A 21,266-nucleotide genomic window follows, 5' to 3' on the forward strand; every position below is an offset into this window, starting at 1 on the left:
GGCGGTACCGCGCGTGGGGCGCGTTACTTGTTCATCGACAGCAGCAGGTCGTGCCGCGCGGCGGTGGGGTTCGCCTGCTCGCGGTCCGCGATGCGGTGGACCTGGTTGCCAATCTTGTCCTGGAGCAGCATCAGGCCGTCGAGCACCTGCTCCGGGCGCGGCGGGCAGCCGGGGATGTACACGTCCACCGGGATGATGCGGTCGATGCCCTGGAGCACCGCGTAGTTGTCGTAGAAGCCGCCCGAGGACGCGCACACGCCGAAGGCCACGACCCACTTGGGCTCGGCCATCTGCTCGTAGACGCGCTTGAGGATGGGGGCCTGCTTCAGGTTGATGGTGCCCACCACCATCAGCAGGTCCGCCTGGCGGGGCGAGAAGCGGGGGAACTCGGCGCCGAAGCGGGAGATGTCGTGCCGGCTGGCGGCCACGGACATGTACTCCATGCCGCAGCAGGCCGTGGCGTACGGATAGGTGAAGAGCGAGTACTTGCGCGCCCAACCCAGGCCCTTGGAGACGATGGACTGGAGCCAGCCCATGGACTCTTCGCGGCGCGTGGTAACGATGTTTCCGAGGTCAGCGTCAGCCATGATGTCTCAGCTCTCCCAGTCCAGGGCGCCCTTCTTCCAGATGTAGATAAGGCCGACCACCAGCGTCGCCGCGAAAACGAGCATCTCCACGTACCCGAACCACGCGAGCGCCTGGAAGTTCACCGCCCAGGGGTACAGGAACACCGCCTCCACGTCGAACACGATGAAGAGCAGGGCCACGACGTAGAACTTCACCGCGAAGCGCTGCCGCGCCGGGCCGCTCGACTCGGAGCCGGCCTCGAAGCTGGTGGCCTTGATGGCGCTCGGACGGCGGGGACCCAGCCGCGTGGTGATCTGGGGAATCAGCATCGCCATGCCACCCGCCAGCAGCAGGACCACGGCCAGCGGCAGGTAGGGCGTGAGGGGAGTCGGAGTCATCGCGCGCGGAACCTAATGACACCGCGCGCGGCATGTCAAAGGGAAAGTCCAGGGGGCGGCGCGCCAACCCCTCAGAATGACGGCGAAAAGCGGCGTTCATGCCACCCTATGCCGCCGCCGCGGTGGATCAGCCGCCCGCCCGCCGCTCCCCCGGGCGGCCAGTTTGACGCTCCGCGAAGGGACGCCTACCGTCCGAGAACGCCCGGCCTCCGTCCGGCGTGGAACTTTCGCACCTGGGAGACGACAAGGCATGTGGGGCCGGCTCGGCTTGCGGACGCAGGTGGCCATCGCGGTGCTCGTGCCCTGCCTGGCGGTGGTGGGCTTCTGCATCGTGTACTTCCCCATGCATCAGCGGGAGGTCACCCTGGAGCTGCTCCAGAAGCGGGTGCGCGTGGTGGGGCGGCTGATGTCCCAGCACCCGGCGTTGCTGGCGGCGGATGGCTCGCCGCAGTCCCTGGCCCGGGTGAAGGACGTGCTGTCGCTGCTCGAGGCCCCGGAGCCGCTGAGCGAGCGCGGCGGCTTCACCCTGAGCTACCAGGGCCTGGTGGAGGCGGACGGCACGGTGCTCCACGCCCGCGGCCATATCCCCGATGCCGCGCGCCAGCCCGGCGCGCTGGACGTGGAGGGCTGCTCCACGTCCGCCCGGCATGACGAGGTGTCGGTGCGCTGCCGCAGCGGGGAGCGCGTCTACGTGGCGGGCTTCAGCGTGCAGGAGGCGCTGACGTCCGTGGACGACCTGCGGGGCGCGGTGGGGGCGGGGCTCGCGGGGGCGCTGGTGCTGGGCCTGGCGCTGTCGCTCTTCATCAGCCGCGCCATCGCGGAGCCGGTCTCCCGGGTGACGGAGGTGGTGCGGGCCGTGGCCCGGGGCGATGTGTCGCGCGGCGAGCTGGACGTGCCGGCCACGGGCGAGGTGCGGCTCATGGCGCAGTCGTTCAACAAGATGCTGGGCACGCTGCGCACGTCGGTGATGGAGATGGTGTCGCGCACGGAGCAGCTCTCCGGCGCGTCGCGCGGCCTGCTCGGGGCGTCCGCGGACCAGGAGCACGTCATCAGCCAGCAGGCGGCCTACGCGCAGCAGATTGCGGCCACGTTCGAGGAGCTGAGCCGCACGGCGGAGCAGATTTCGAGCTCCACGGAGGTGGTGGAGTCGAGCGCGCGGCGCACGCACGAGGCGGTGGCGGAGGCCATGGCCGTGGTGGCGCAGGTGGTGGCCGGCATCAACGACATCCGCACCGAGTCCAAGGGCGTGGCGGACGCGATTGTCGGCCTCAACCAGGACCTCCAGCAGGTGTCGAAGATTGCCCAGGTCATCAACCAGGTGGCGGAGCGCTCGGACCTGCTGGCGCTGAACGCGGCGCTGGAGGGCACCAAGGCGGGCGAGGTGGGACGGGGCTTCTCGCTGGTGGCCGCGGAGATGCGCAAGCTGGCGGAGAACGTGTCGGCCTCCGCGCGCGACATCGCCCGCATCGTGGAGCAGGTGCAGGACTCCGGCGAGGAGGCCGCCGCCAAGGCCCGCGTGGGCATGGCCACCAGCGACCGGGGCGTGGAGGTGGCCGAGCAGGCTTCCGCCGTGTTCCAGCGCATCGTCGAGCTGGCGCGAGGCACCAGCGAGGCCGCGCGGCAGATTGCCATCGCCACGCGGCAGCAGCGCCAGTCCAGCGAGCAGGCGGTGCAGGGCGCGCGCAATGTCGCGGAGCTGGTGAAGCAGGGCGTGGACGCGACGGGCCGCACGACGCGCATCGCCCAGGACCTTCAGGCGGTGGCCGAGGGGCTCACCGCCGTCACCAGCCGCTTCAAGACGACGCGGGGCTGAGCGTCACTCGCGCTGCCAGCGGAGCTGGAACTCGACCTCGTCCACGCCGCCTTCGCGCTCGTGCTCGATGTTGAAGAGCGCGTCGGCGGGGATGCGCAGGCGCTCGCCGGCGACCTGGATGTTGAAGGCCTTGCCGGCCTCGATGGCATCCGCCAGGCGCCGCAGCTTCGCGACGAAGTCCTTGCGTGGGTACGTCTTCTCCAAATCCCGGTCGGCTCGCTTCGTCTTCTTCTGCGCCATCGTCGTGGGCTCGTCTTTCTGTGGGGCGGGGGTGGGCCTCGGCGGTGTCGCCACGGCGCTCAGAGCCTATCGGATTTTCGACGGACCTCGTCGTCGCAGTTCGGGGACGCCCGGCGGCTCAGGCCCGGGCCCGGGCCTTGAGCTTCGCGAACAGCTCGGGCGGCATGGACGCGGAGCCCAGGCGGTGGTCCGGGGAGATGGCCTCGCCGTGGAAGTCGCTGCCCGCGGTGGGGACCAGGTCCAGCTCCTTCGCCAGGGCCAGGTACTTCTGACGCACGCTGGGGTTGTGGTCCTCGTGCAGCACCTCCAGGCCCGCGAGGCCGGCCTGGGCGAGCGCGCGGATTTCGAGCCGCTCCATCCGTGACGCGCCGGGGTGGGCGAGGGTGGCCGTGCCGCCCGCGTTGCGGATGAGGCGGATGGCGTCCTCGCCCGCCAGCTTGAAGCGCTCCACCCAGGCGGCGCCGCGCGTGCCCAGGAAGCGGTCGAAGGCCTCCTTCACGTCCACCACCCAGCCGCGCTCCACCAGCACGCGGGCCAGGTGCGGGCGGCCCAGCTGCGCGTCACCGGCCACCGCCCGGACGTGCTCCATGCGCACCGGGTAGCCGAGCTGCCGCATCCGCTCCAGCAGGGCCTCCATCCGCTGCTCGCGCTCGTGGCGGAGCCGGTCGGCGAAGCGGGCGATGTCCTCGTCGTCGGGCCGGAGGAAGTGCCCCAGGATGTGGCACTCGCGCCCGTGGATGAACGCGGAGATTTCGATGCCGGGCACCAGCTCCACGCCCTGGGCGCGGGCCGCCTCCGCCGCCTCCTCGAGCCCCGCGACGGTGTCGTGGTCCGTCACCGCCAGCACGGTGACGCCCGCGGCGGCCGCCCGCGTCAGGAGCTCGGTGGGGGCGTATTGACCGTCGCTGGCGGTGGTGTGCGAGTGCAGGTCAATCACGGCGGGCTCCGAGGTGAGAGGTGCGTCATGTCCCTTACGCGACCTGTGCCGGGTTTCACACCAACTTGCGGCATCCAGGGTGCCATGGCCACCCGGGGGGCCTACTCTCACGGGCCTATGGGCAAGAAGACCGATACGACCATCGAGAACCGGGTGTACCTCTTCGAATCGCTGGCGAGCAGCTACGTCGCGTCCGCCACCGACGTCCTGTCCTCGGAGGACCCCGCGGTGCGTCAGCGCGCGCGCCGGGCCCTGGCGGAGCTGGCCTTCGTGTCCTGTGTCATGGCGGACACTTCCCATCTGCCGGCCGAGCAGGTGCGGGCCCAGGTGCTCGGCGCGCCCGAGCGTGTCCCGGAGGCTCCCTCCAAGGTGTCCGGCGCGGCCCGGAAGCGCAACAAGTAGAGCCGCGGGCCGGTCGGGTGGTATGTCGCCGCGCCATGGCCAAGCCTTCCTCGAACCCGAAGAAGTCCCTGCGCGCCGCGTACTCCGGGGCGCGCAAGGCGGATCCTCGTCCCATCACCGGCAAGGAGAAGCCGGCGGAGCTGCTCGCGCACGCCTTCAGCGCCTACGTGGGACGCCAGGAGCGCACCGCGTTCGAGCTGATGTCGAAGTCCATGGAGCAGGACGCGTCCGTCTTCCTCACGCTGTCCGGCGCGATGACGCCCGCGGGCCTGCACCAGAGCTGCATCATCCCGCTCATCGAGAAGGGCGTCATCTCCGCCATCACCACCACGGGCGCCAACCTCTACCACGACGCCCACCGCATCATCGGCCACGCCATCCGCGAGGTGAACCCGAACGCGGGCGACCTCCAGTACCGGCTGGCGCGCATCATCCGCATCTACGACCTGGGCTTCTGGGAGGAGGCGCTGCTGGACACCGACCGGCTCTTCTCCGCCATCATCCGCGGCCCGGAGTTCCAGCGGAAGATGACCACGCCGGAGTTCCACTACCTGCTGGGCAAGGCCATCTACCAGATTGAGAAGAAGCTCGGCGTGAAGCAGCCGTCGCTCCTGTCCACGGCCTACAAGCACGCGGTGCCCATCTGGGTGGGCGCGGTGCAGGACGGCTCCATCTTCCTCAACGTCGTCAAGCTCAAGCGCCTTCTGGGCGCGGACTTCAAGTTCGAGCTCGACATCAACGACGACGTCTACTCCATGGCCGCCATGCAGCACTTCTGCCGCCACCACGGCAGCAAGCAGCTGGCCATCTGGATTCTGGGCGGCGGCGTGCCCAAGAACTACACGCTCCAGGGCGAGCCGCTGCTGGACCAGATTCTCAACGTCCCCACGCAGGGCTTCGACATCGACGTGCAGTTCTGCGTGGACCCGGTGGACAACGGCGCGCTCTCCAGCTGCCCGGCCGGTGAGGGCCACACCTGGGGCAAGGTCTCCGTGGAGGCGGTGGAGACGGGCTCGGTGTACGTGCACTGCGACGTGACGGCGGTGTTCCCCTGGCTGACGCACGCGCTGCTGAACGAGCCGAAGAACAAGCGCAAGCCGATGCGGCTGATGGACAGGATGGCGGACGCCATCGCCTTCCTCGACGCGGACGTGCAGAAGCGCCGCAAGTCGCTGATGAAGACGCTGGACTGGAGCGTGGAGGACGCGGAGCCTTCCACCGTGGACGACGCGAAGAAGCACGAGGCGTACGTCCGCTAGAGCCACCCGAGTCCACTTCAGGAGTGCCGACATGAGCCAGCCGCAGACCCCCGCCACGGGCGTGGTGATGACCGTGGTCAGCCAGCCCCAGTTCAAGACGCAGCTCACCCATGGCCCGTCCGGCACGGTGAGCCAGACGGAGGCGCCGCGCGACAACGGCGGCACCGGTGGCAGCTTCTCGCCCACGGACCTGGTGGGCGCGGCGCTGATGTCGTGCGCGGTGACGACGATGCACCTGTTCGCCTCGCGCGAGGGAATTCCCCTGGGCGAGGTGCGCGCCCGGGTGGAGAAGCGCATGACGCCGCCGCCGCGCCGCATTGGCGAGCTGGTGCTGGACATCCAGATGCCAGCGGGCCTGTCCGCCGAGCAGCGGGCGAGGCTGGAGACGGTGGGCCGCGAGTGCCCGGTGGCCCGGAGCCTCCACCCCGACGTGAAGCTGCCCATCTCGTTCAGCTATCCGGATTGAGGACGGCAGGCCGTCTGCTGTCCGACAGGGCCTGCCCGCTCCCGCTGCGGACGGGCTTCACCGTGTCCATCCTCCCCGGCTGCGGGGTTCCCCTCGGGAGGATTGGGCATGCACACGAAGCGGCTGGGCATCTACTTCAATGACCACCTGGCGGGCTCGGTGGGCGGGCTGGAGCTGGCGCGCCGCACCGAGGCGGAGAACCGAGGCAACCTGCTGGGCCGCTACCTGGCGACGCTCATCCCCGAGCTGACGGAGGACCAGCAGACGCTCCTGTCGGTGATGGATGCCCTGGAGCTGAAGCGGGACCCCCTGAAGACGCGTGCCGCATGGGCCGCGGAGAAGGTGTCCCGGTTGAAGCTCAACGGTTCGCTGGTGCGCTACTCGCCACTGAGTCGCCTCCTGGAGCTGGAAGCGCTGTGCTCGGCCACGGAGGGCCGGCTGTCCCTGTGGCGCACCCTGGCGCGCATCTCGGTGAAGGACGCGCGGCTGGCGCGCTTCCCGTTCGAGGCGCTCGTCCAGCGTGGCGAGGCCCAGCACTCGGTGCTCCAGCGCCTGCGGGCCCAGGCGGCGGACGTGGCCTTCGCGGACGAGCCGCAGCCCTTCGGCTCGGGCGAGCCGCTGGTCGCTGGCCCCTGAGCGCGGGCATGAAGAAGCCCCCTGTCGCCGCGGGGCGCGCCAGGGGGCCGTGACTTCCTTCGAGCGGGGAGGGGCTCAGGAGCCCGACGTCCCCGACGCCCCCGGCTGCGTGGACGCGGGCCGGCTGCCCGAGGCGTCCGGCGTGGGCACCAGCCGCAGCTGGCTGGCGCTGGCGGCGAAGCTCGCGTCCACCTCGCGCTCCAGGTACGTGTAGCCGGACAGGCCATCCTCGTACATGCGGAGCAGGTTGCGCGACTCGTCCAGGGTGATGCGGCCCTGGCGCAGCGCGGCCTCGGTGAACTTGCGCAGCTTCGCCACCAGGTCGTCCTTGGTGTAGCTGACGTAGTTGAGCACCTCCGTCACCGTGTCGCCGGCCACCACGTTGTCGATGAGGTAGCCGCCGTTGGGCCCCAGGGACACCTGCACCGCGTGGGTGTCACCGAAGAGGTTGTGGAGGTCGCCCAGGATCTCCTGGTAGGCGCCCACCATGAAGATGCCCAGGTAGTAGTCGTCGTCGTTGAGGGCGTGCAGCTCGAGCGCGTCCTTCACCTCGCGCTTGTCGATGAAGTGCTCGATCTTCCCGTCCGAGTCGCAGGTGATGTCCGCCAGCGTCGCGCGGCGCGTCGGCTTCTCCGCGAGCCGGTGGATGGGCATCATCGGGAAGAGCTGGTCGATGGCCCACGAGTCCGGCAGCGACTGGAACACGGAGAAGTTGCAGAAGTACGTGTCGCTCAGCGCCTTCTCCAGGGACTCCAGTTCCTCGGGAATCTCGCCCTGCTCGCGCGCGATGCGCATGATCTTGTGGCAGGTCGCCCAGTAGATGTTCTCGGCGGCCACGCGCTGCTCCAGCGACAGGTGGCCCAGCGAGAAGAGGGTGAGGCTCTCCTCCTTGGCGTCCTGCGCGTCGTGCCACGCCTCCAGCAGGTTCTTGTTGGTGACCTCGCGGTAGGTGGACCAGAGGTTGCGCACCACGGAGGGCGCCTTGTCGTCCACCGTCTCCGGGACCTGGGCCGGGTCGAACTCGCTGGTGCCCAGCACGTCCACCACCAGCACCGCGTGGTGCGCCACCACGGCGCGGCCGGACTCGGAGACGATGGTGGGGTGGGCCACGCCGGCCCGATCGCAGGCCTCCATGACGCCGAACACCACGTCGTTGGCGTACTCCTCCGTGGTGTAGTTCATGGAGGAGGCGAAGTTCGTCTGGGAGCCGTCGTAGTCCACGCCCAGGCCGCCGCCCACGTCCAGGTACTTCAGCGGCGCGCCCTGGCGGGCCACCTCGACGTAGAAGCAGCCCACCTCGCGCAGCGCGTTCTTGACGTTGCGGATGTTCGAAATCTGGCTGCCCAGGTGGAAGTGCAGCAGCTCGAAGGAGGGCAGCAGGCCCGTGTCCTTCATGAAGCTGATGCAGTTCATGAGCTCGGAGGAGGACAGGCCGAACTTGGACCGATCACCGCCGCTGGCCTCCCACTTGCCGGCGCCGCGCGTGGACAGCTTCACGCGCATGCCCAGCCGCGGGGTGATGCCCGTGCGGCGGGCGACCTCGGCGATGAGCGGCAGTTCGCTGGGCTTCTCCACCACCAGGATGACGTTGCGGCCCAGGCGCGAGTAGAAGAGCGCCGTCTCGATGTACTCCTCGTCCTTGTAGCCGTTGCAGATGACGAGCGCGTTCTCGTTCTCCAGCAGCGCCATCACCGCGAGCAGCTCGGGCTTGCTGCCGGCCTCCAGGCCGTAGTTGTAGCCCTTGCCCGCCTCGATGAGCGTCTCCACCACGTAGCGGTGCTGGTTCACCTTGATGGGGTAGACGCCGCGGTAGCCACCCTTGAAGCCCTGGTCCGTCATGGCCTTGCGGAAGGCCTCGTTCAGGTGGACGACGCGGTGGCGCAGCACGTCCGTGAAGCGGATGAGCAGCGGCAGGCCGATGCCTCGGCGGCGCACCTCGTCCACCAGCTCCTTCAGGTCCATATTGGGGGCCTGGGGACCGTCCGGGTGGACGATGACATGGCCCTTCTCATTGATGCCGAAGTAGGGGTTGCCCCAGTTGCGGATTCCGTACAGCTCGTGCGCGTCGGCAAGGGTCCAGCGGTGGGGAGGGGCGTTTGCGGGCATCGGCGTCTCGAGGCTCCCTGGGTAGAGGGGGTGACTCCCATGAACTGCGGAAGCGGGCACGGGAAATCCGCGCGGGAACTATCGGAAACCCCCCCGGTATTCAACAGCCGCCTGTGCGGAGGGCAGGCGGGCTGGCGGGACGGCCGCCCGGTGCTTCTCTCCCTCGGGCCGCTCATCCATTCAATTCCTACCCTTTCCACGTGAGGTCCGAAGGACGCGTGGAAACAAGGGGAGGGTACATGGAGTCGTCCGCACGCAGGGAAGAAGCGGTGCTGACCCCGCGGGAAATCTACGAGCGGCTGGACCGCTTCGTCATCGGCCAGGATGGCGCCAAGCGCGCCGTGGCCATCGCCGCCCACAATCACCTCAAGCGCTTGCTGGCGCGAAGGCTGCGCAGGACGTCGCTCATCAAGAAATCCAACATCTTGCTGATTGGCCCCACCGGGAGCGGCAAGACGCACATCGCCCGCAACCTGGCGGACATCCTCCACGTCCCGTTCACCACCGTGGACGCCACCGAGTACACGGAGGCCGGCTACTACGGGAAGGACGTGGAGGTGATGATCTCCGACCTCCTCTTCAAGGCGAACCACTCCGTGGAGGACACCCAGCGGGGCATCATCTTCATCGACGAGGTGGACAAGATTGCCCGGCGCTCCCAGGGGGCGCGCAACGGTGCGGGCAGTCGGGACATCGGCGGTGAGGGGGTGCAGCAGTCGCTGCTGAAGCTGCTGGAGGGCCGCGAGGTGTACGTGCCCCTCAACGTCACCCAGGCCTGGAACAAGAGCGACTTCGTGCAGGTGGACACGCGCGACATCCTCTTCATCTGTGCCGGCACCTTCAGCGACCTGCACGACTATGGCGACGAGGGTGGCCGCACCATGGGCTTTGGCGCGGACGACGCGGCGAAGCGCCGACAGCGACGCATCAGCACGCGGCAGCTCACGGAGTTCGGCATGCTGGCGGAGTTCCTCGGCCGCCTGCCGGTGGTGGTGCAGCTGGACCGGCTGGGCGAGGACGACCTGTTGCGGGTGCTCACCGAGCCGCCGGACGCCATCGTCCGCGAGTTCCGGGAGCTGCTGGCCATGGACGACCTGGAGGTGGACTTCGCCGAGGGCGGGCTGCGCGAGGTGGTGCGCTACTCCGTGGAGCGGGGGCTGGGCGCCCGCGGGCTGCGCTCCATCCTGGAGCATGTCATGGCGGACGTCATGTTCGAGGCGCCCGAGCGGCGGCGGCACCACGTGAAGGTGGACGCCGACTTCGTCCGGGAGCGGCTGCGGGGGCTGGACTCGGCGCAGCTCGACGTGTGAGTCAGGGCTCGCGCTCGGACGCGCGCGCCGCCGCGCCCAGGCGCGCCGCCACGTCCGGGTCCTGGATGAGCTGGAGCACGCGGTCGTTGCGCAGCAGCGCGGCGGTGTCGCCTCGCGCCAGGGCCTGCTTCAGCTTCGGGTCCTGGAGCAGGCGCTGGAAGCGCGGGTCCTTGCGCAGGGCCTTGTAGGCCGGGTCGTCCTGGAGCCGGCTGGCGCGCTTCGGGTCGCTGGCGGCCTTCGACACCTCCACGAGGTTCCGCACGGGGGCGAACTGGGTCATCTCGAAGAGGTTGTAGCGGCGGGCCACCTCGATGGAGAGCGACTCCTTCGGGGAGATGCCCACGCGGCGCCCGGCGATGACGACGTGCTGCTCGAAGAAGGCGATGGCGCTGAGGATGACCCAGGCGATGAGGGCCATCTTCGCGCCGCCCAGGACGAAGCCGAGGAAGCGGTCCAGGCCCCGATTCTCGTTGTGCTGGCCGGTGGAGAGGATGCGCAGGAGCAGGGCGCCCAGCGCGTAGCGCACCGCGAGCCACGTGCAGATGAACAGGAGCACCGTGCCCACGATGACGCCCAGGAAGAGCGGGCTGCCCAGGGCCTCCGCCAGGTGCGGCCCCGCGACGGGGCCCAGGCGGCGCGAGGCGAAGTAGCCCACCGCGAGCCCCACCAGGTTGGCGACCTGGCGCGACACCCCGGTGACGGCGCCGATGAGGGCGAAGAACAGCACCAGGCCGAGGATGATGAGGTCGATGACCATGGTCCCCCCGCGCGCCGCCGTCAGCGAATCTTGAACGAGCCGCCCTTGTCGCGGGCCTCGTCCTGGGACTGCTTCTGGACCTCCGCCAGGCGCTCCTTGTAGCGGGCGTTGGCGGGCTCGTACGTGAGCGCCATCTTGAGGTTGCGCTCGGCGGCGGCCCAGTTGCCGGCATCCGCGTCCCGCTGCGCCTGCTGGAAGAACTGGCGGCCCTTGGGGTGGGTGCCGATCTGCTCTTCCTGCTCCTTCTTGGCGGCGGCCTTCGTCTCCGCCTCGGAGGCCTCGGTGAAGCGCAGCTTCTGGGCGCGCTCGGGGCCCGACACGTCGGCGACGTACTTCTTGCGCTTCGTGTCGTCGCGCAGGACGTAGTAGGCCTCGGTGACGCGCTTGTAGAGCTCGTTGACGCGTTCCTTCAGCTCCTTCGACTCCACGTGGAAGAAGCGGTCCGGATGGTAGGTGCGGCTCTCCCGGTAGAAGGCGCGCTTGATGTCAGCCGGCGTGGCCGTCCGCTCCAGCATGAGCAGCTCGAAGTAGTCGAGCTGGTCGAGCTTCGCGCAGCGGGCCTCCAGGTCCGCGAGCTGCTGGACGTCGAGCCCCAGGCCTTTCGTCGCGGAAGGCGGCGGGGGCGGCGTGACGGCGGTGGCCGCTGGCGGGATGGCGGGGGCCACCGAGGGAATCGCCGGCACGGCCGTGGAGGACGCACGTGGCGGTGTGCCAACGGGCGCGATGGGCGGCACCCCCGGGATGGCGGGGACCGCCGGCGGGACGGCGGGAGGCGGGCGCGGCGGTGTGGAGCCCGCGGGCGCCAGCGCGGGCAGCGACATGGTGGGCCGGGCCCCGGGCCGCTGGGGCGGTGTCGTGGAGGGCGCAATCGGCGGGGCGACCTGGCCGAGCGCGAGCACCGGTGGGGGCTTCGGCGGTGTGGCCGCTCCGGGCGGACGGACCACGGGGGCGACGGAAGGCACGGACCCCGCAGCCACGGGCGACACGGGGGGCACGCCTCCCGTCAGCGCCGGTACGGCCGGAACCGGAGGCACTCCTGGCCCGGCGGTGGGGGCCACCTGAGGGGGGCTCCCGAGCGGTGCGATGGCGGGGACGGCGCCTGTGGTTGGGCGGGGCGTCGGAGCCGACGCACCGGCTGGACGCGGTGCCGGCGTCATCCCTCCAGCGGCGTTCGGCGAAGCGGCCGGGCGGGGGAGGGGCGTCGGCGCGCTGGAGGGATGGGCGCCTGCCGGTGCGACGCGTGGGACGGGGGTGGCGCCGCCAGCCACGGGGCCAGGACGCGGAGCCGCGGTATTGGCGCCAGCCGGTGTCGGACTGGCCGCTGACGGGGGGGCGGGGGCGCCAGTTGCCTGTTTCGGCGCCGGGGTCGCCGCACCCGCCGCTCCCGCGACGGGGCGAGGGACGGGCGTCGTTGCACCCGCGACTGCGGCGGTGGGACGCGAGGCGGCCGCCCGCGCATCCGCTGGATTCGCGATGGCGGCTGGCTGTGGCGCTGGGGCACTGCCCTCGGGGCTGTGCGTTCCCGCGACCGGACGAGGCGCCGGCGTCCTCGCATCGGCACCTGCGCGGGGCGCAGGGGGCTGGCCTCCTGCTGCGTGCGTCGCCCCTGCTGGACGCGGCATGGGCGTGGCGGCCGAGGCCGTCGAAGGCGTGCCGCTCACGGGCGTCCGCTGCGCCGCAGGTGCGCTGGGAACCATCGTGCCGGGAGACGAGGCACCGGCCCCGGTGTTCGGAGGCGCCGAAGCTCCGGCAACGGCAGGGATGCCGGAAAGCGTGGCGGGCGTGCCACGCGGAGCGGGGCCCGAATGAGCGGGTGCCACGGACGGAATGCTGGGCAGCGTCGCGGGCGTGCCACGCGGAGCCGGGCCCGAGCCTGCCGGCGCCACGGACGGGATGTTGGGCAGCGTCGCGGGCGCGGGGCCAGGCTTTGAGGTGCTCGCTGGTGCCACGGACGGGAGGCTGGGCAATGCCGCGGGCGTGCCACGCGGAGCCGGACCTGAGCCCGCGGGCGCCACGGACGGGAGGCTGGGCAGCGTCGTCGGCGCACCGCTCGGCACCGTGCCCACGTTCGCCGGTGCCACGGAAGGGATGTTGGGCAGCGTCGTCGGCGCACTGCTCGGCACCGTGCCCGAAGCGGCCGTCATGTCACGCGCCACGGAAGGGATGTCAGGCAGGGTCGCCGGTGCTCCTGTGCCAGCGGAGCCCGAGTCCACGGGAGCGATGTTCGGCAGCGTCGCGGGAGCGCCGCGCACTGCCGCGCCCGCGGACGTCGCGGGGGCGCCACGCGGCGTGGACGTCGGGGCAACGCCTGTCGCAGGCGCCACGGACGGAATGTTCGGCAGCGTGGTGGGCGTACCGCGCGGCGTGGGTCCAGAGGCCACCGCCGGAAGGTCGGGCAGCGTGGCGGGCGCAGCACCCGAGTCCTGGGCGCCAGCGGGCGGAACGGCGGCTGCTCCGCGCGAGGCCGAGGCAGCTCCCGCCGCCGTGCGCGTCGCCGGACCCGGTTGCGCAGGCGTCCCCACCGCTGGAGCCGCCGCGCGTCCGGTGGCCGCGCCTCCCGCGCCAGGCCCCGCGCCCGTGCGCACCGCGGGAATCCCCGTCATCGTGGCTCGAGGCGGCGGCGTTGGTGCCGTCGCGGGGGAGCGGGCGGGGGCCTGCGGTCGAGGCGCCGGTGTCGGCGCGCTGGTGGCGGGCGCCGCCGGAAGTGTCCCGGGCGTGACGGGACCGGGGACGGCGGCCGTCACCCGGGGGACCGCGGGCCGAGCGGGCGTGGCCGGTGTCCCGGGCGGCGCTCCCGGCGGTTTTCCGGCGCTGGGGTCTGAAGGCTGGGACATCGGCGTGTTCGGGGCGCGGCCCTACTGGGCCACGGCGGGCAGGTCGTTGCTGTTGTGGCCGGCGAGCCGGGTGTTCCGGTTGGCCTGGATGGACTGCTGGATGTCGGCCTCGCTCATGCCGGAGGACAAGGTGATGGAGGTCGACGTCTTCTGGCCCGTCTCCGTGTCGCAGGCGGAGACATGCACCAGGCCATCGGTGTTGATCTCGAAGGTGACCTCGATCTTCACCTCACCGCGATAGCCGATGCGGAAGCCCGCGAACTCGAACTCGCCGAGCATCTCGCACTCGTCGGCGCGGTTGGACTCGCCCTGGTACACGCGAATCTTCACCTTCTCCTGGCCATCGCGGCTGGTGGTGAACGTCTTCGAGCGGTCGATGGGCACCGGCGTGTTCTTGTCGATGATCTTCTCGGTGTACCCGCCCACCGTGCCGATCCGCAGCGACAGCGGCGTGACGTCCACCAGGAACGTCTCCGTCTTGCTGTCGAGCAGCGCGTGCGACTGGAGCGCCGCGCCCATGGCCACGACCTGGTCCGGGTTGATGCCCTCCAGCGGAGCCTTCTGGAAGTAGTGCTTCACCGAGTTGTGGATGATGGGCAGCCGCGTCGGCCCGCCGACGAGGATGACCGCGTCGATGTCCGCCGCCGTCAGGCGCGCGCTCTGCAGGGCCTCGTCGCAGACCTTGAACGTGCGCTGCACCAGGTCCATCACCATGCGGTTGAACTGGTCCTGGTTGAGCTGCCCGCGCAGGTCCATGATGTTGCCGTCCGCGTCCTGGCAGATGCCCTGGCAGAGGATCTCGGCGGAGCCCGTCTGGCCCACGTCGATCTTCGCCTTCTCCGCCGCATCCTTGAGCATCTGCAGGCAGAACTTGTTCTGCCGCAGGTCCAGGCGCGTGCGGGCCAGGAAGTCGTCCGCCAGCCACGTCATGATGCGGTCGTCGAAGTCGTCGCCGCCCAGGTAGGTGTCGCCCGCGGTGGCCAGGACCTCGAACACGTCCTTGCCAATCTCGAGGATGGACACGTCGAAGGTGCCGCCGCCCAGGTCGTAGACCACCACGCGCTGGTTGACGTCGCGGCCGAAGCCGTACGCGAGCGCCGCCGCCGTGGGCTCGTTGAGGATGCGCAGCACCTCCATGCCCGCGATGCGGCCGGCGTCCTTGGTGGCCTGGCGCTGGTTGTCGTTGAAGTACGCGGGCACGGTGATGACGGCCTTGGTCACCTCCTGGCCGAGGTACGTCTCCGCCACCGCCTTCATCTCCTTGAGGACCAGCGCGCTGATCTCCGGGAGCGAATACGAGTGGCCGTTCACGGCGATGCGCACCGAGTTGTTCTCGCCCTCGACGATGCGGTACGGCATCACCGCCTGCGCCTTCTTCACCTCGTCGGAGAAGTAGTAGCGCCCGATGAGGCGCTTGGCGGAGTACACGGTCTGCTCGGGGCTGGTGATGATGTTCTTCTTGGCCGCGTTGCCCACCAGCACCGAGCCGTCCTCGAGGAACGAGACGCAGGAGGCATGAGTCGTCTCACCCCACTCGTTGGGGATGACGATGGGCTGGCCGTCCTGGACCACCGACACGCACGAGTACGAAGTGCCCAGGTCGATGCCAATTGCGATGTCGTCCGCCATTCCGTCTCCGGTGAAGACCTCCAGGGGAGGTCCGTCGGTGAAGGGCACGGAGGTTAGGCACCCCCAGGAGCGGGTGTCAACGTTCCCGTGTCAATAAAGTCCAGCCATTTCAAGGGCTTAGCGAGGGTGCAGGGGAGCAGGCCCGCTGGCTTGAGGGGGCGTGTCCAGGCCATTATCTCTCAAGGGGAAGGGGGTTTGCTCATCCATGTCCGTCATCCTCGCTGCCTTGACGTCCGACCCGAACCTGCTGCGCTGCGAGCTGCACCGCCTGGAAGGCCAGGTCCTGCTCCACGGAGAGCCGAGGGCGAATGCCGTGGGGGTGGGGGCCTACGCCCAGGAGGAGGTCCTCCTGCGGCGCTTCTCGAGCAGCGCCGCCTTGACGGTGGATTCGCTCGCTCCGCCGCATGAGTCCGAGGCGCTGTTGTTCCACGCAGGCCAGCTCCCGGTCGGCCTGTCGCTGGAGGAGAACACCCAGCCCTTCCGGTCGCGACGATGGCTGTTCGCCCATCAGGGAGGCGGACAGGGGCTCGAGCCCGTGCGCGCGTCGCTGCTGGAGTCGCTGCCCGACCACCTGCGGCGCCAGGTGCGCGGAGGCACGGCGGGAGAGCTGCTGTTCGCCGTCTTCCTCAAGAACCTGCGTGAGCTGGGCCGCACGGATGATCCGCGCCTGGAGCCCGAGGTGGCCGGACGCGTCCTGGCGGAGACGGCCCGAGAGGTGGCCCGCGCCGCGGCCCAGGCGGGAGCGGCGCGCGCGCCCACCCTCAACCTGGTGGCCACCAACGGCACCCTCCTGGCCGCGACCCGCTTCGGCGAGCTGCCCTTGTCCTGCACGCGCCTGGAGGGGACCGCGGAGTGCGAGCTGTGCGAGGTGACGCCGACGACGCCGGAAACGCAGCCCGCCGTGAGCGCGCACCGCCGCCGTCGTACCGTCGTGGTGGCCAGCCATCTCAAGCGCTCCGCGGGGTGGGTGGAGCTGGCGCATGGCCACACCCTGGCGGTGGGACCGGACCTTCAGTTGAACGAGCTGTCCGGCCCGTGAGCGGCATGATGGCCCGAGCCGCCTCAGGGCCGCGCGGGCACCTGGCGCAGAGGTCAGCGTCGGCTCCGGAAACTCCAGGCTGCCCCGGCGCGAAGCGCTGAACCCTGTATTGACTTCGGGGAAATCCATCATTCAAGTCCGGCCTTTCCGGAAATGGAAGCCGACGGGCGGAGATGACCGTTCGTTGCTTTACATCTCTGATGCGCTGGTGCTTCGATTCAGCACGTTGCGACGCAATATTGCAGCTCAGTTGAATTTAAGCGCTTCTGTTTCCATGCTCTCAGAAGTTGAGCCGATGTTCAGCATCGAGGTCTCGTCGAGGTCCGATGCGGCGGTCGCCGCCGCGCTGGGTCGCCGCTACGCCCGGGAGCACGGGCTGTCGGCTCGAGCCAGCGCGGAGGTGGCCGTGGTGGTGAGTGAGCTCGCCACCAACCTGGTGCGGCACGCGGGCGGGCGGGGTTGGGTCGAGGTGTGGCGCGAGCCGGAGTGGCTCTGCATCCGATCGCTGGACCGTGGACCCGGCATGGTGGATCCGTCGCGGCTCTTCGCGGGCCGGGAGGAGGGGCAGCCGGGCCCGTTGCCAGGGGAAAGCCTGGGCGAGGGTGGCGCCGCCGTCCGTCGGCTCAGCGACTCCGTGCACGTGGCCAACCGCGAGGGTGGGGGCCTGGAGGTGGTGGCGCGCAAGCGGGTGGTTCACGAGAAGCGGAGGCATGCGTGAGCGGCGGTTCTGTGTGCGCGGGGGTGCTGCGCGTTCTTCAGCAGTTCATGTCGGAAACGGCGGCGCGGCTGGTGCTGCGTGGCACCCTGGAGCCCCTGCGGCTGTCGCTGGACACGGTGACGCCCGCGGAGCTGCCCCGCATCATCGAGGCGCTGGAGCCGGCCACGCGTCACTTCGTGGACCCATCGCGCAAGGCGCAGATGATGGCGCAGCTCAAGCTGTTGCTCGTGTCCCATCCGGCGGCGAATGCGCCGGCGGCTGTCTCCGCGCCGGAGGTCCGGCCCACGACGTATCTGGTGCGCACGGAGGCGGACGCGAGCCACGCGAGGCTCGCCGCCCGCATCATGTGCGAGACGATGGGTGGCCGAGGCTTCGAGTGCCAGAAGGTGGCCACGGCCGTGAGTGAGCTGGCGCGCAACCAGATCTCCTACGCGGGCGGCGGCACCATCCACCTGGCCCCGCAACTCTCACCCAAGCGCGTGCTCCGGGTCAGCGCCGAGGACTCGGGGCAGGGCATCGCGGACCTGCAGCAGGTACTGTCGGGCACGTACAAGAGCAAGACGGGCATGGGGCTCGGGCTGCTGGGCGTCAAGCGGCTGGCGGATCGCTTCGATGTCCGCACCGGGCCCAAAGGCACCCTGGTGGACTTCGAGGTGTGGCTGTGAGGCTCGCCGTGGCCCACCGCTCCCGGCCCAAGGTCGGCGAGCAGGAGAACGGCGACGGGGTGATGGTCCGGCAGGAGGGCCCGCGGAGCCTGGTCGCGGTGGTGGACGCGCTCGGCCACGGGCCGGTGGCGGCCCAGGTCTCCGCCGACGCGGTGGGGTGTCTGGCCCAGGTCCCCATGGACCAGGACGTGGAGTCCATCGTGGCCGCGGTGCACGCGGCGCTGCGGCACGGGCGCGGCGCGGCGGTGATGCTCGCGCTCTTCGACGGGTGCACGCTTCACTGCGGTGGCGTGGGCAACGTGGAGCTGCGCGCGCGAGGCACCCGCGTGCCGGTGATTCCCACGCCGGGCATCCTGGGGCAGTCCTACCGCGCGCTGCGCGTGGTCTCCGTGCCCCTGTGCGCCGGCGACCGGCTGACCCTCTTCAGTGACGGCTTGAGCTCCCGGCTGGAGCTGGAGGACGCCCGTCATCTTCCTCCCGGAGCGGCCTGCGACCTGCTAATGGCGCGCTATGGCCGAACCACTGACGACGCCACCGTGCTGGTGGCGGACGTGGAGACCGCATGAGCTTCACCGATTCCTCCGGAGCCTCACGGCTCGAGCGTGACACCGCCCGCATCCCCATCATTCCGCTCTGGGGCAATCTCATCGTCCCCTTGCAGGGCGACATCACCGACGCGCAGGCCGCGCAGTTGTGCTCGGACGTGCTCCTGGACATCCAGCGCACCGGCGCGCGCGGCATGGTGGTGGACATCTCCGGACTCTGGATGGTGGACAGCCACCTGTGCGCGGTGCTGGCGCGGCTGGCGGCCTCCGCGCGGTTGATGGGCACGCGCACCGTGCTCTGCGGCATGGGCGCGGACGTGGCGCTCACGCTGCAGAGCATGGGCATCGAGCTCGACGGCGTGGAGACGGCGCTGGGGCTCGAGGAGGGCCTGGCGGTGCTCGGCATCCAGGTGACGGGCGCTCGGACGGCCCAGGCGGAGCGGGAGGCCGCTCAGCGCCTCGCGGATGAGATGCTCGGACTGGTGGCGCCTGCTGCTGCTTCGGAGAAGTCGCCGGTGTGAGCGCCGTCGCACCCCAGCACGGGGCGCGACAAGGTCAGGACGCCCACCCGTGGGGCCGCGGTGCCGCGAAGTGCGACGTCTCCGCTGATGCGCCTACGTGTTGGGTACGCGAAGCGGATGATGTTGCATCGTGTGCTGTGCGCTCATGCCACACAGTCTGATGAGTGTACGCGGGTGGGTCCGGGGAATTACGCTAGGGGTCCGTCCCACGTGGGGGCAGTGTCCACCTCCACGCAGACGCTCGCCGTTGACGAATCGCCGTGGTGGCATTCCATTGGGTGAGGTCTGATGGTGCGGTTTAACCGGGACCGGATGGAATCAAGGAGCGGTTCGATGGCCGGTAACTCAGGGGAAGACAGCGCCAACCCGGGCAGCCGCCGGGAGGCAGCCCCGGAGCCCGCAGACACGGGCAGCTCACCCGTGCTGGACGGCGTGTCGGATGCGGAGCTGGATGCCATCGTGGGCCAGCTGCGCACGGACAAGAGCCTCCGTGTTCGTCCTTCCGCCCAGCCACGCTCGCGCGAGGCCATGCAGTCCGAGCGCTTGCATCGTGGCGCAGGCCGCACGCGCGCGTCCTCCCTGGGCGAGGAGCCGCCTCCCCCGGAGGCTCCGGCGCCCGTGAAGCACGCCTGGTATGTCGTCATGGGCGGCGCGGCCTACGGCCCCCACGACGTCGCGGAGCTGAAGGCCCATGTCGAGCGGGGCGCGCTGGGGCCGGACTCCCTCTGCTGGCGCGAGGGCTTCGGCGAGTGGATGCCCCTGGGGCATGTTCCGGAGCTCGCCTCGGCGCTGCTGCCACCGTCCGTTCCTCCGGGGGCGCCGCCCTTGCCCGTGGCTGTCGCGGGTGCGCTCTCGCCGCGGGCAGCGGTGGACCTCTCCGAGGCCACCACGGAGCGGGTGATTCTGGAGGCGCACGCCGCCTCCGCTTCGCCGGCGTCCTCCGCTGCATTCGGCGGGGCGGTGTCCCAGCCTGGAATGGCACACCCGGGCGGAGGCTCTGTCCCGAGCACGCCCGAAGCGAGTGGCTTCGGCGCGGCCGGGCGGAGCGCGCACGGTGGTGACTGGGGCGGTGCAGCGACGCAAGCGGCGGGTGCGCCCGTGGCCCATGGCGGCGCCGTGGCGCAGGCGTCTGCCGCCGGTGCCTTCCCGGCGCATGAAGGCACCGTGCCGGGGGCAGCCACTGACAGCCCCTTCACGGCGCAGGGGGGCACGGCGCCGCAGATCCAGCCTGCGGGCGCGGCCGTGGCTCACGGTGACGCCCTGGGTGGCGCGGGGCCGCAGGCGGCCGAGGGCGAGCCGCTGCAGGGAGCGTCCCGTGTGCCCGCTTCCGCGTTGGCGCCGCAGGCGGAAGCCGTGCCGCCTCCGGTGGGAACACACGCTGTGCTGACGTCCGCTTCGCTCGAAGCGCGAGCGCGCCGCAAGCGCCGGCTGGGCATCCTCCTGGCGGGAGGTGCGGTGGGCGGCATGTCGGTGGCGCTGGCCCTGGGCGTGTTCGGTGTGGGCGGGGGGCGGGGAGCAGGGAGCGCCACCGATGCGGTGGAGGCCCCCCCGAAGGCTTCGCCCTCCACGGCGGCCGTCGAGGCCCCCGCATCGGAAGCCGTCGCGCAGCCGAGCCCCGACACCGCGGCGCCCACGACGTCGACGGGGAGCGGAGGCCGCGCGAACCCAGGCGCCAGCGGTGGCGGGAGCCTTGGCTCGGACGTGGCGGAGACCGCGCGAAGCCCTCAGCAGGCGCAGCCTCAGGACGGGGCCAGGGCGAGCACGCCGGCCCTCGCCGCCGTCTCGGTCGACCGCGGTGGCCGCGTTCCGGAGCTGACGGGTACCGAGAGCACGTCACGCGCGGCGACCGGCGGCACGAGGTCCTCGCCCGCGGAGCAGGTCTTCGAGCGGCCTACCGGAAGCCTCTCGTCGCGGGACGTCGCCGTCGCGTTCGTCATCGGCAAGCACTCCGTGGCGCCCGCGCTGGAGCCCGAGCCTGCCCCCCGGCAGGCCACGACGGTGGCCGAGGCCGCCGTGTCCCCCCGCTCGGAGGACGACCTGGGCCCGGACGAGGACTTCGACCGGATGCTCTCGGGACCGGGGCCCAATGCCACCAAGCCCCAGAAGCGGACCGTCTGGGTGCCGCCGGATCCGACCGCGCCCAGGGAGACGCTCGACCTGGCCACCGTCTTCGCGGTGGTGCACTCACGTCGTTCGGAGCTCGCGGCGTGTGGCCGGGAGCAGGCCGTACCGCCTCAGGAGGGCGACCGGGCAGTGCTGCGCCTGAGCGTCCTGCCCAGCGGCAAGGTGGAGTCCATCACGACCGAGACGCCGTGGCTGCGGGGCACGCCGCTCGTGCGTTGCATGCAGCAGAAGATTGGCGCCTGGACATTCCCCAGGCATCGCACACAGGGAGCGCCTGTCGTCTTCCGGTACGAGTTCTGA

General features: G+C 70.8%; 20 protein-coding genes. 12 read left to right on the plus strand and 8 right to left on the minus strand.

The genetic code is table 11. From position 1 onward, the window contains the following. Nucleotides 1-23: 23 nt before the first annotated feature. Together VZL07_RS28610 and VZL07_RS28615 are read right to left on the minus strand one after the other, a co-directional pair. Nucleotides 24-587 (minus strand): NADH-quinone oxidoreductase subunit B, encoded by a 564-nt coding sequence (locus VZL07_RS28610; RefSeq protein WP_426751034.1) that lies wholly within the window; start codon nt 585-587, stop codon nt 24-26. Nucleotides 588-593: 6 nt separating this feature from the next. Further along, nucleotides 594-965 (minus strand): NADH-quinone oxidoreductase subunit A, encoded by a 372-nt coding sequence (locus VZL07_RS28615; RefSeq protein WP_176417303.1) that lies wholly within the window; start codon nt 963-965, stop codon nt 594-596. 250 nt (nt 966-1,215) lie between these two features. On the opposite strand from VZL07_RS28615, the gene VZL07_RS28620 reads away from it, so the two are divergent. Next, nucleotides 1,216-2,778 carry a methyl-accepting chemotaxis protein gene (locus tag VZL07_RS28620; RefSeq protein WP_426751035.1) on the plus strand — a complete coding sequence of 521 codons (1,563 nt, stop codon included), beginning with the start codon at nt 1,216-1,218 and terminating at the stop codon, nt 2,776-2,778. Between the two features lie 3 nt (nt 2,779-2,781). On the opposite strand, the gene VZL07_RS28625 is transcribed toward VZL07_RS28620, so the two are convergent. After that, a complete protein-coding gene (locus VZL07_RS28625) occupies nt 2,782-3,018 on the minus strand; it encodes an amphi-Trp domain-containing protein (protein ID WP_426751036.1) in 237 nt (78 codons plus the stop codon). 118 nt (nt 3,019-3,136) lie between these two features. Next, a complete protein-coding gene (locus tag VZL07_RS28630) occupies nt 3,137-3,955 on the minus strand; it encodes a PHP domain-containing protein (RefSeq protein ID WP_426751037.1) in 819 nt (272 codons plus the stop codon). 117 nt (nt 3,956-4,072) lie between these two features. Here VZL07_RS28630 and VZL07_RS28635 point away from each other — a divergent pair, with 117 nt between their 5' ends. The 4 genes from VZL07_RS28635 to VZL07_RS28650 all read left to right on the plus strand — a co-directional run bounded on the left by VZL07_RS28635 (nt 4,073) and on the right by VZL07_RS28650 (nt 6,718). Next, nucleotides 4,073-4,357, plus strand: coding sequence for a hypothetical protein (locus tag VZL07_RS28635; protein WP_426751038.1), 285 nt, complete (start codon nt 4,073-4,075; stop codon nt 4,355-4,357). Between the two features lie 35 nt (nt 4,358-4,392). Further along, nucleotides 4,393-5,616, plus strand: a complete 1,224-nt coding sequence (locus tag VZL07_RS28640; protein ID WP_426751039.1) for a deoxyhypusine synthase family protein — start codon at nt 4,393-4,395, stop codon at nt 5,614-5,616. Between the two features lie 31 nt (nt 5,617-5,647). Beyond that, entirely contained in the window at nt 5,648-6,082 is a 435-nt protein-coding gene (locus tag VZL07_RS28645) for an OsmC family protein (RefSeq protein WP_426751040.1), read from the plus strand. A 108-nt stretch (nt 6,083-6,190) separates the two neighbouring features. Then, entirely contained in the window at nt 6,191-6,718 is a 528-nt protein-coding gene (locus VZL07_RS28650) for a hypothetical protein (protein WP_426751041.1), read from the plus strand. 75 nt (nt 6,719-6,793) lie between these two features. Here the strand turns inward: VZL07_RS28650 and speA are convergent, their stop codons facing one another. Continuing rightward, nucleotides 6,794-8,824 carry a biosynthetic arginine decarboxylase gene (gene speA / locus VZL07_RS28655; protein WP_426751042.1) on the minus strand — a complete coding sequence of 677 codons (2,031 nt, stop codon included), beginning with the start codon at nt 8,822-8,824 and terminating at the stop codon, nt 6,794-6,796. 239 nt (nt 8,825-9,063) lie between these two features. Between speA and clpX the strand changes: the two genes are divergently transcribed. Then, a complete protein-coding gene (clpX, locus tag VZL07_RS28660; RefSeq protein WP_426751043.1) occupies nt 9,064-10,134 on the plus strand; it encodes an ATP-dependent Clp protease ATP-binding subunit ClpX in 1,071 nt (356 codons plus the stop codon). 1 nt (nt 10,135) lies between these two features. Here the strand turns inward: clpX and VZL07_RS28665 are convergent, their stop codons facing one another. The 3 genes from VZL07_RS28665 to dnaK form a co-directional block, all read right to left on the minus strand. Beyond that, entirely contained in the window at nt 10,136-10,891 is a 756-nt protein-coding gene (locus VZL07_RS28665; protein WP_426751044.1) for a CvpA family protein, read from the minus strand. Nucleotides 10,892-10,911: 20 nt separating this feature from the next. Next, nucleotides 10,912-11,853 carry a DnaJ domain-containing protein gene (locus VZL07_RS28670; protein WP_426751045.1) on the minus strand — a complete coding sequence of 314 codons (942 nt, stop codon included), beginning with the start codon at nt 11,851-11,853 and terminating at the stop codon, nt 10,912-10,914. A 1,893-nt stretch (nt 11,854-13,746) separates the two neighbouring features. After that, nucleotides 13,747-15,354, minus strand: coding sequence for a molecular chaperone DnaK (gene dnaK / locus VZL07_RS28675; protein ID WP_426757395.1), 1,608 nt, complete (start codon nt 15,352-15,354; stop codon nt 13,747-13,749). Between the two features lie 205 nt (nt 15,355-15,559). On the opposite strand from dnaK, the gene VZL07_RS28680 reads away from it, so the two are divergent. From VZL07_RS28680 to VZL07_RS28705, 6 genes are all read left to right on the plus strand, one after another. After that, nucleotides 15,560-16,393: a class II glutamine amidotransferase gene (locus tag VZL07_RS28680; RefSeq protein ID WP_426751046.1), complete on the plus strand. Its 834-nt coding sequence runs from the start codon at nt 15,560-15,562 to the stop codon at nt 16,391-16,393. 295 nt (nt 16,394-16,688) lie between these two features. Beyond that, complete coding sequence (locus tag VZL07_RS28685) at nt 16,689-17,111, plus strand: ATP-binding protein (protein WP_426751047.1); 423 nt, start codon at nt 16,689-16,691, stop codon at nt 17,109-17,111. Continuing rightward, nucleotides 17,108-17,776: an ATP-binding protein gene (locus VZL07_RS28690; protein ID WP_426751048.1), complete on the plus strand. Its 669-nt coding sequence runs from the start codon at nt 17,108-17,110 to the stop codon at nt 17,774-17,776. The genes VZL07_RS28685 and VZL07_RS28690 overlap by 4 nt, the downstream gene beginning before the upstream one ends. An 8-nt stretch (nt 17,777-17,784) precedes the next feature. After that, complete coding sequence (locus VZL07_RS28695; protein ID WP_426751049.1) at nt 17,785-18,342, plus strand: SpoIIE family protein phosphatase; 558 nt, start codon at nt 17,785-17,787, stop codon at nt 18,340-18,342. After that, the gene (locus VZL07_RS28700; protein WP_426751050.1) at nt 18,339-18,842 is read left to right on the plus strand and encodes an STAS domain-containing protein; all 504 of its coding nucleotides are present in this window, start codon (nt 18,339-18,341) and stop codon (nt 18,840-18,842) included. The genes VZL07_RS28695 and VZL07_RS28700 overlap by 4 nt, the downstream gene beginning before the upstream one ends. A gap of 333 nt (nt 18,843-19,175) precedes the next feature. Next, complete coding sequence (locus VZL07_RS28705) at nt 19,176-21,266, plus strand: GYF domain-containing protein (RefSeq protein WP_426751051.1); 2,091 nt, start codon at nt 19,176-19,178, stop codon at nt 21,264-21,266.

The organism is Pseudomyxococcus flavus (assembly GCF_050038885.1).
Lineage (GTDB): Bacteria > Myxococcota > Myxococcia > Myxococcales > Myxococcaceae > Myxococcus > Myxococcus flavus.

What these genes read in the sequence shown, in the direction of transcription:
- VZL07_RS28615 (WP_176417303.1), bottom strand. Translation starts at nt 965, where the DNA reads ATGACTCCGACTCCCCTCACGCCCTACCTGCCGCTGGCCGTGGTCCTG.
- clpX (WP_426751043.1), top strand. Translation starts at nt 9,064, where the DNA reads ATGGAGTCGTCCGCACGCAGGGAAGAAGCGGTGCTGACCCCGCGGGAA.
- VZL07_RS28665 (WP_426751044.1), bottom strand. Translation starts at nt 10,891, where the DNA reads ATGGTCATCGACCTCATCATCCTCGGCCTGGTGCTGTTCTTCGCCCTC.
- speA (WP_426751042.1), bottom strand. Translation starts at nt 8,824, where the DNA reads ATGCCCGCAAACGCCCCTCCCCACCGCTGGACCCTTGCCGACGCGCAC.
- VZL07_RS28680 (WP_426751046.1), top strand. Translation starts at nt 15,560, where the DNA reads ATGTCCGTCATCCTCGCTGCCTTGACGTCCGACCCGAACCTGCTGCGC.
- VZL07_RS28625 (WP_426751036.1), bottom strand. Translation starts at nt 3,018, where the DNA reads ATGGCGCAGAAGAAGACGAAGCGAGCCGACCGGGATTTGGAGAAGACG.
- VZL07_RS28705 (WP_426751051.1), top strand. Translation starts at nt 19,176, where the DNA reads ATGGCCGGTAACTCAGGGGAAGACAGCGCCAACCCGGGCAGCCGCCGG.
- VZL07_RS28650 (WP_426751041.1), top strand. Translation starts at nt 6,191, where the DNA reads ATGCACACGAAGCGGCTGGGCATCTACTTCAATGACCACCTGGCGGGC.
- VZL07_RS28645 (WP_426751040.1), top strand. Translation starts at nt 5,648, where the DNA reads ATGAGCCAGCCGCAGACCCCCGCCACGGGCGTGGTGATGACCGTGGTC.
- VZL07_RS28610 (WP_426751034.1), bottom strand. Translation starts at nt 587, where the DNA reads ATGGCTGACGCTGACCTCGGAAACATCGTTACCACGCGCCGCGAAGAG.
- dnaK (WP_426757395.1), bottom strand. Translation starts at nt 15,354, where the DNA reads ATGGCGGACGACATCGCAATTGGCATCGACCTGGGCACTTCGTACTCG.
- VZL07_RS28685 (WP_426751047.1), top strand. Translation starts at nt 16,689, where the DNA reads ATGTTCAGCATCGAGGTCTCGTCGAGGTCCGATGCGGCGGTCGCCGCC.
- VZL07_RS28640 (WP_426751039.1), top strand. Translation starts at nt 4,393, where the DNA reads ATGGCCAAGCCTTCCTCGAACCCGAAGAAGTCCCTGCGCGCCGCGTAC.
- VZL07_RS28620 (WP_426751035.1), top strand. Translation starts at nt 1,216, where the DNA reads ATGTGGGGCCGGCTCGGCTTGCGGACGCAGGTGGCCATCGCGGTGCTC.
- VZL07_RS28635 (WP_426751038.1), top strand. Translation starts at nt 4,073, where the DNA reads ATGGGCAAGAAGACCGATACGACCATCGAGAACCGGGTGTACCTCTTC.
- VZL07_RS28700 (WP_426751050.1), top strand. Translation starts at nt 18,339, where the DNA reads ATGAGCTTCACCGATTCCTCCGGAGCCTCACGGCTCGAGCGTGACACC.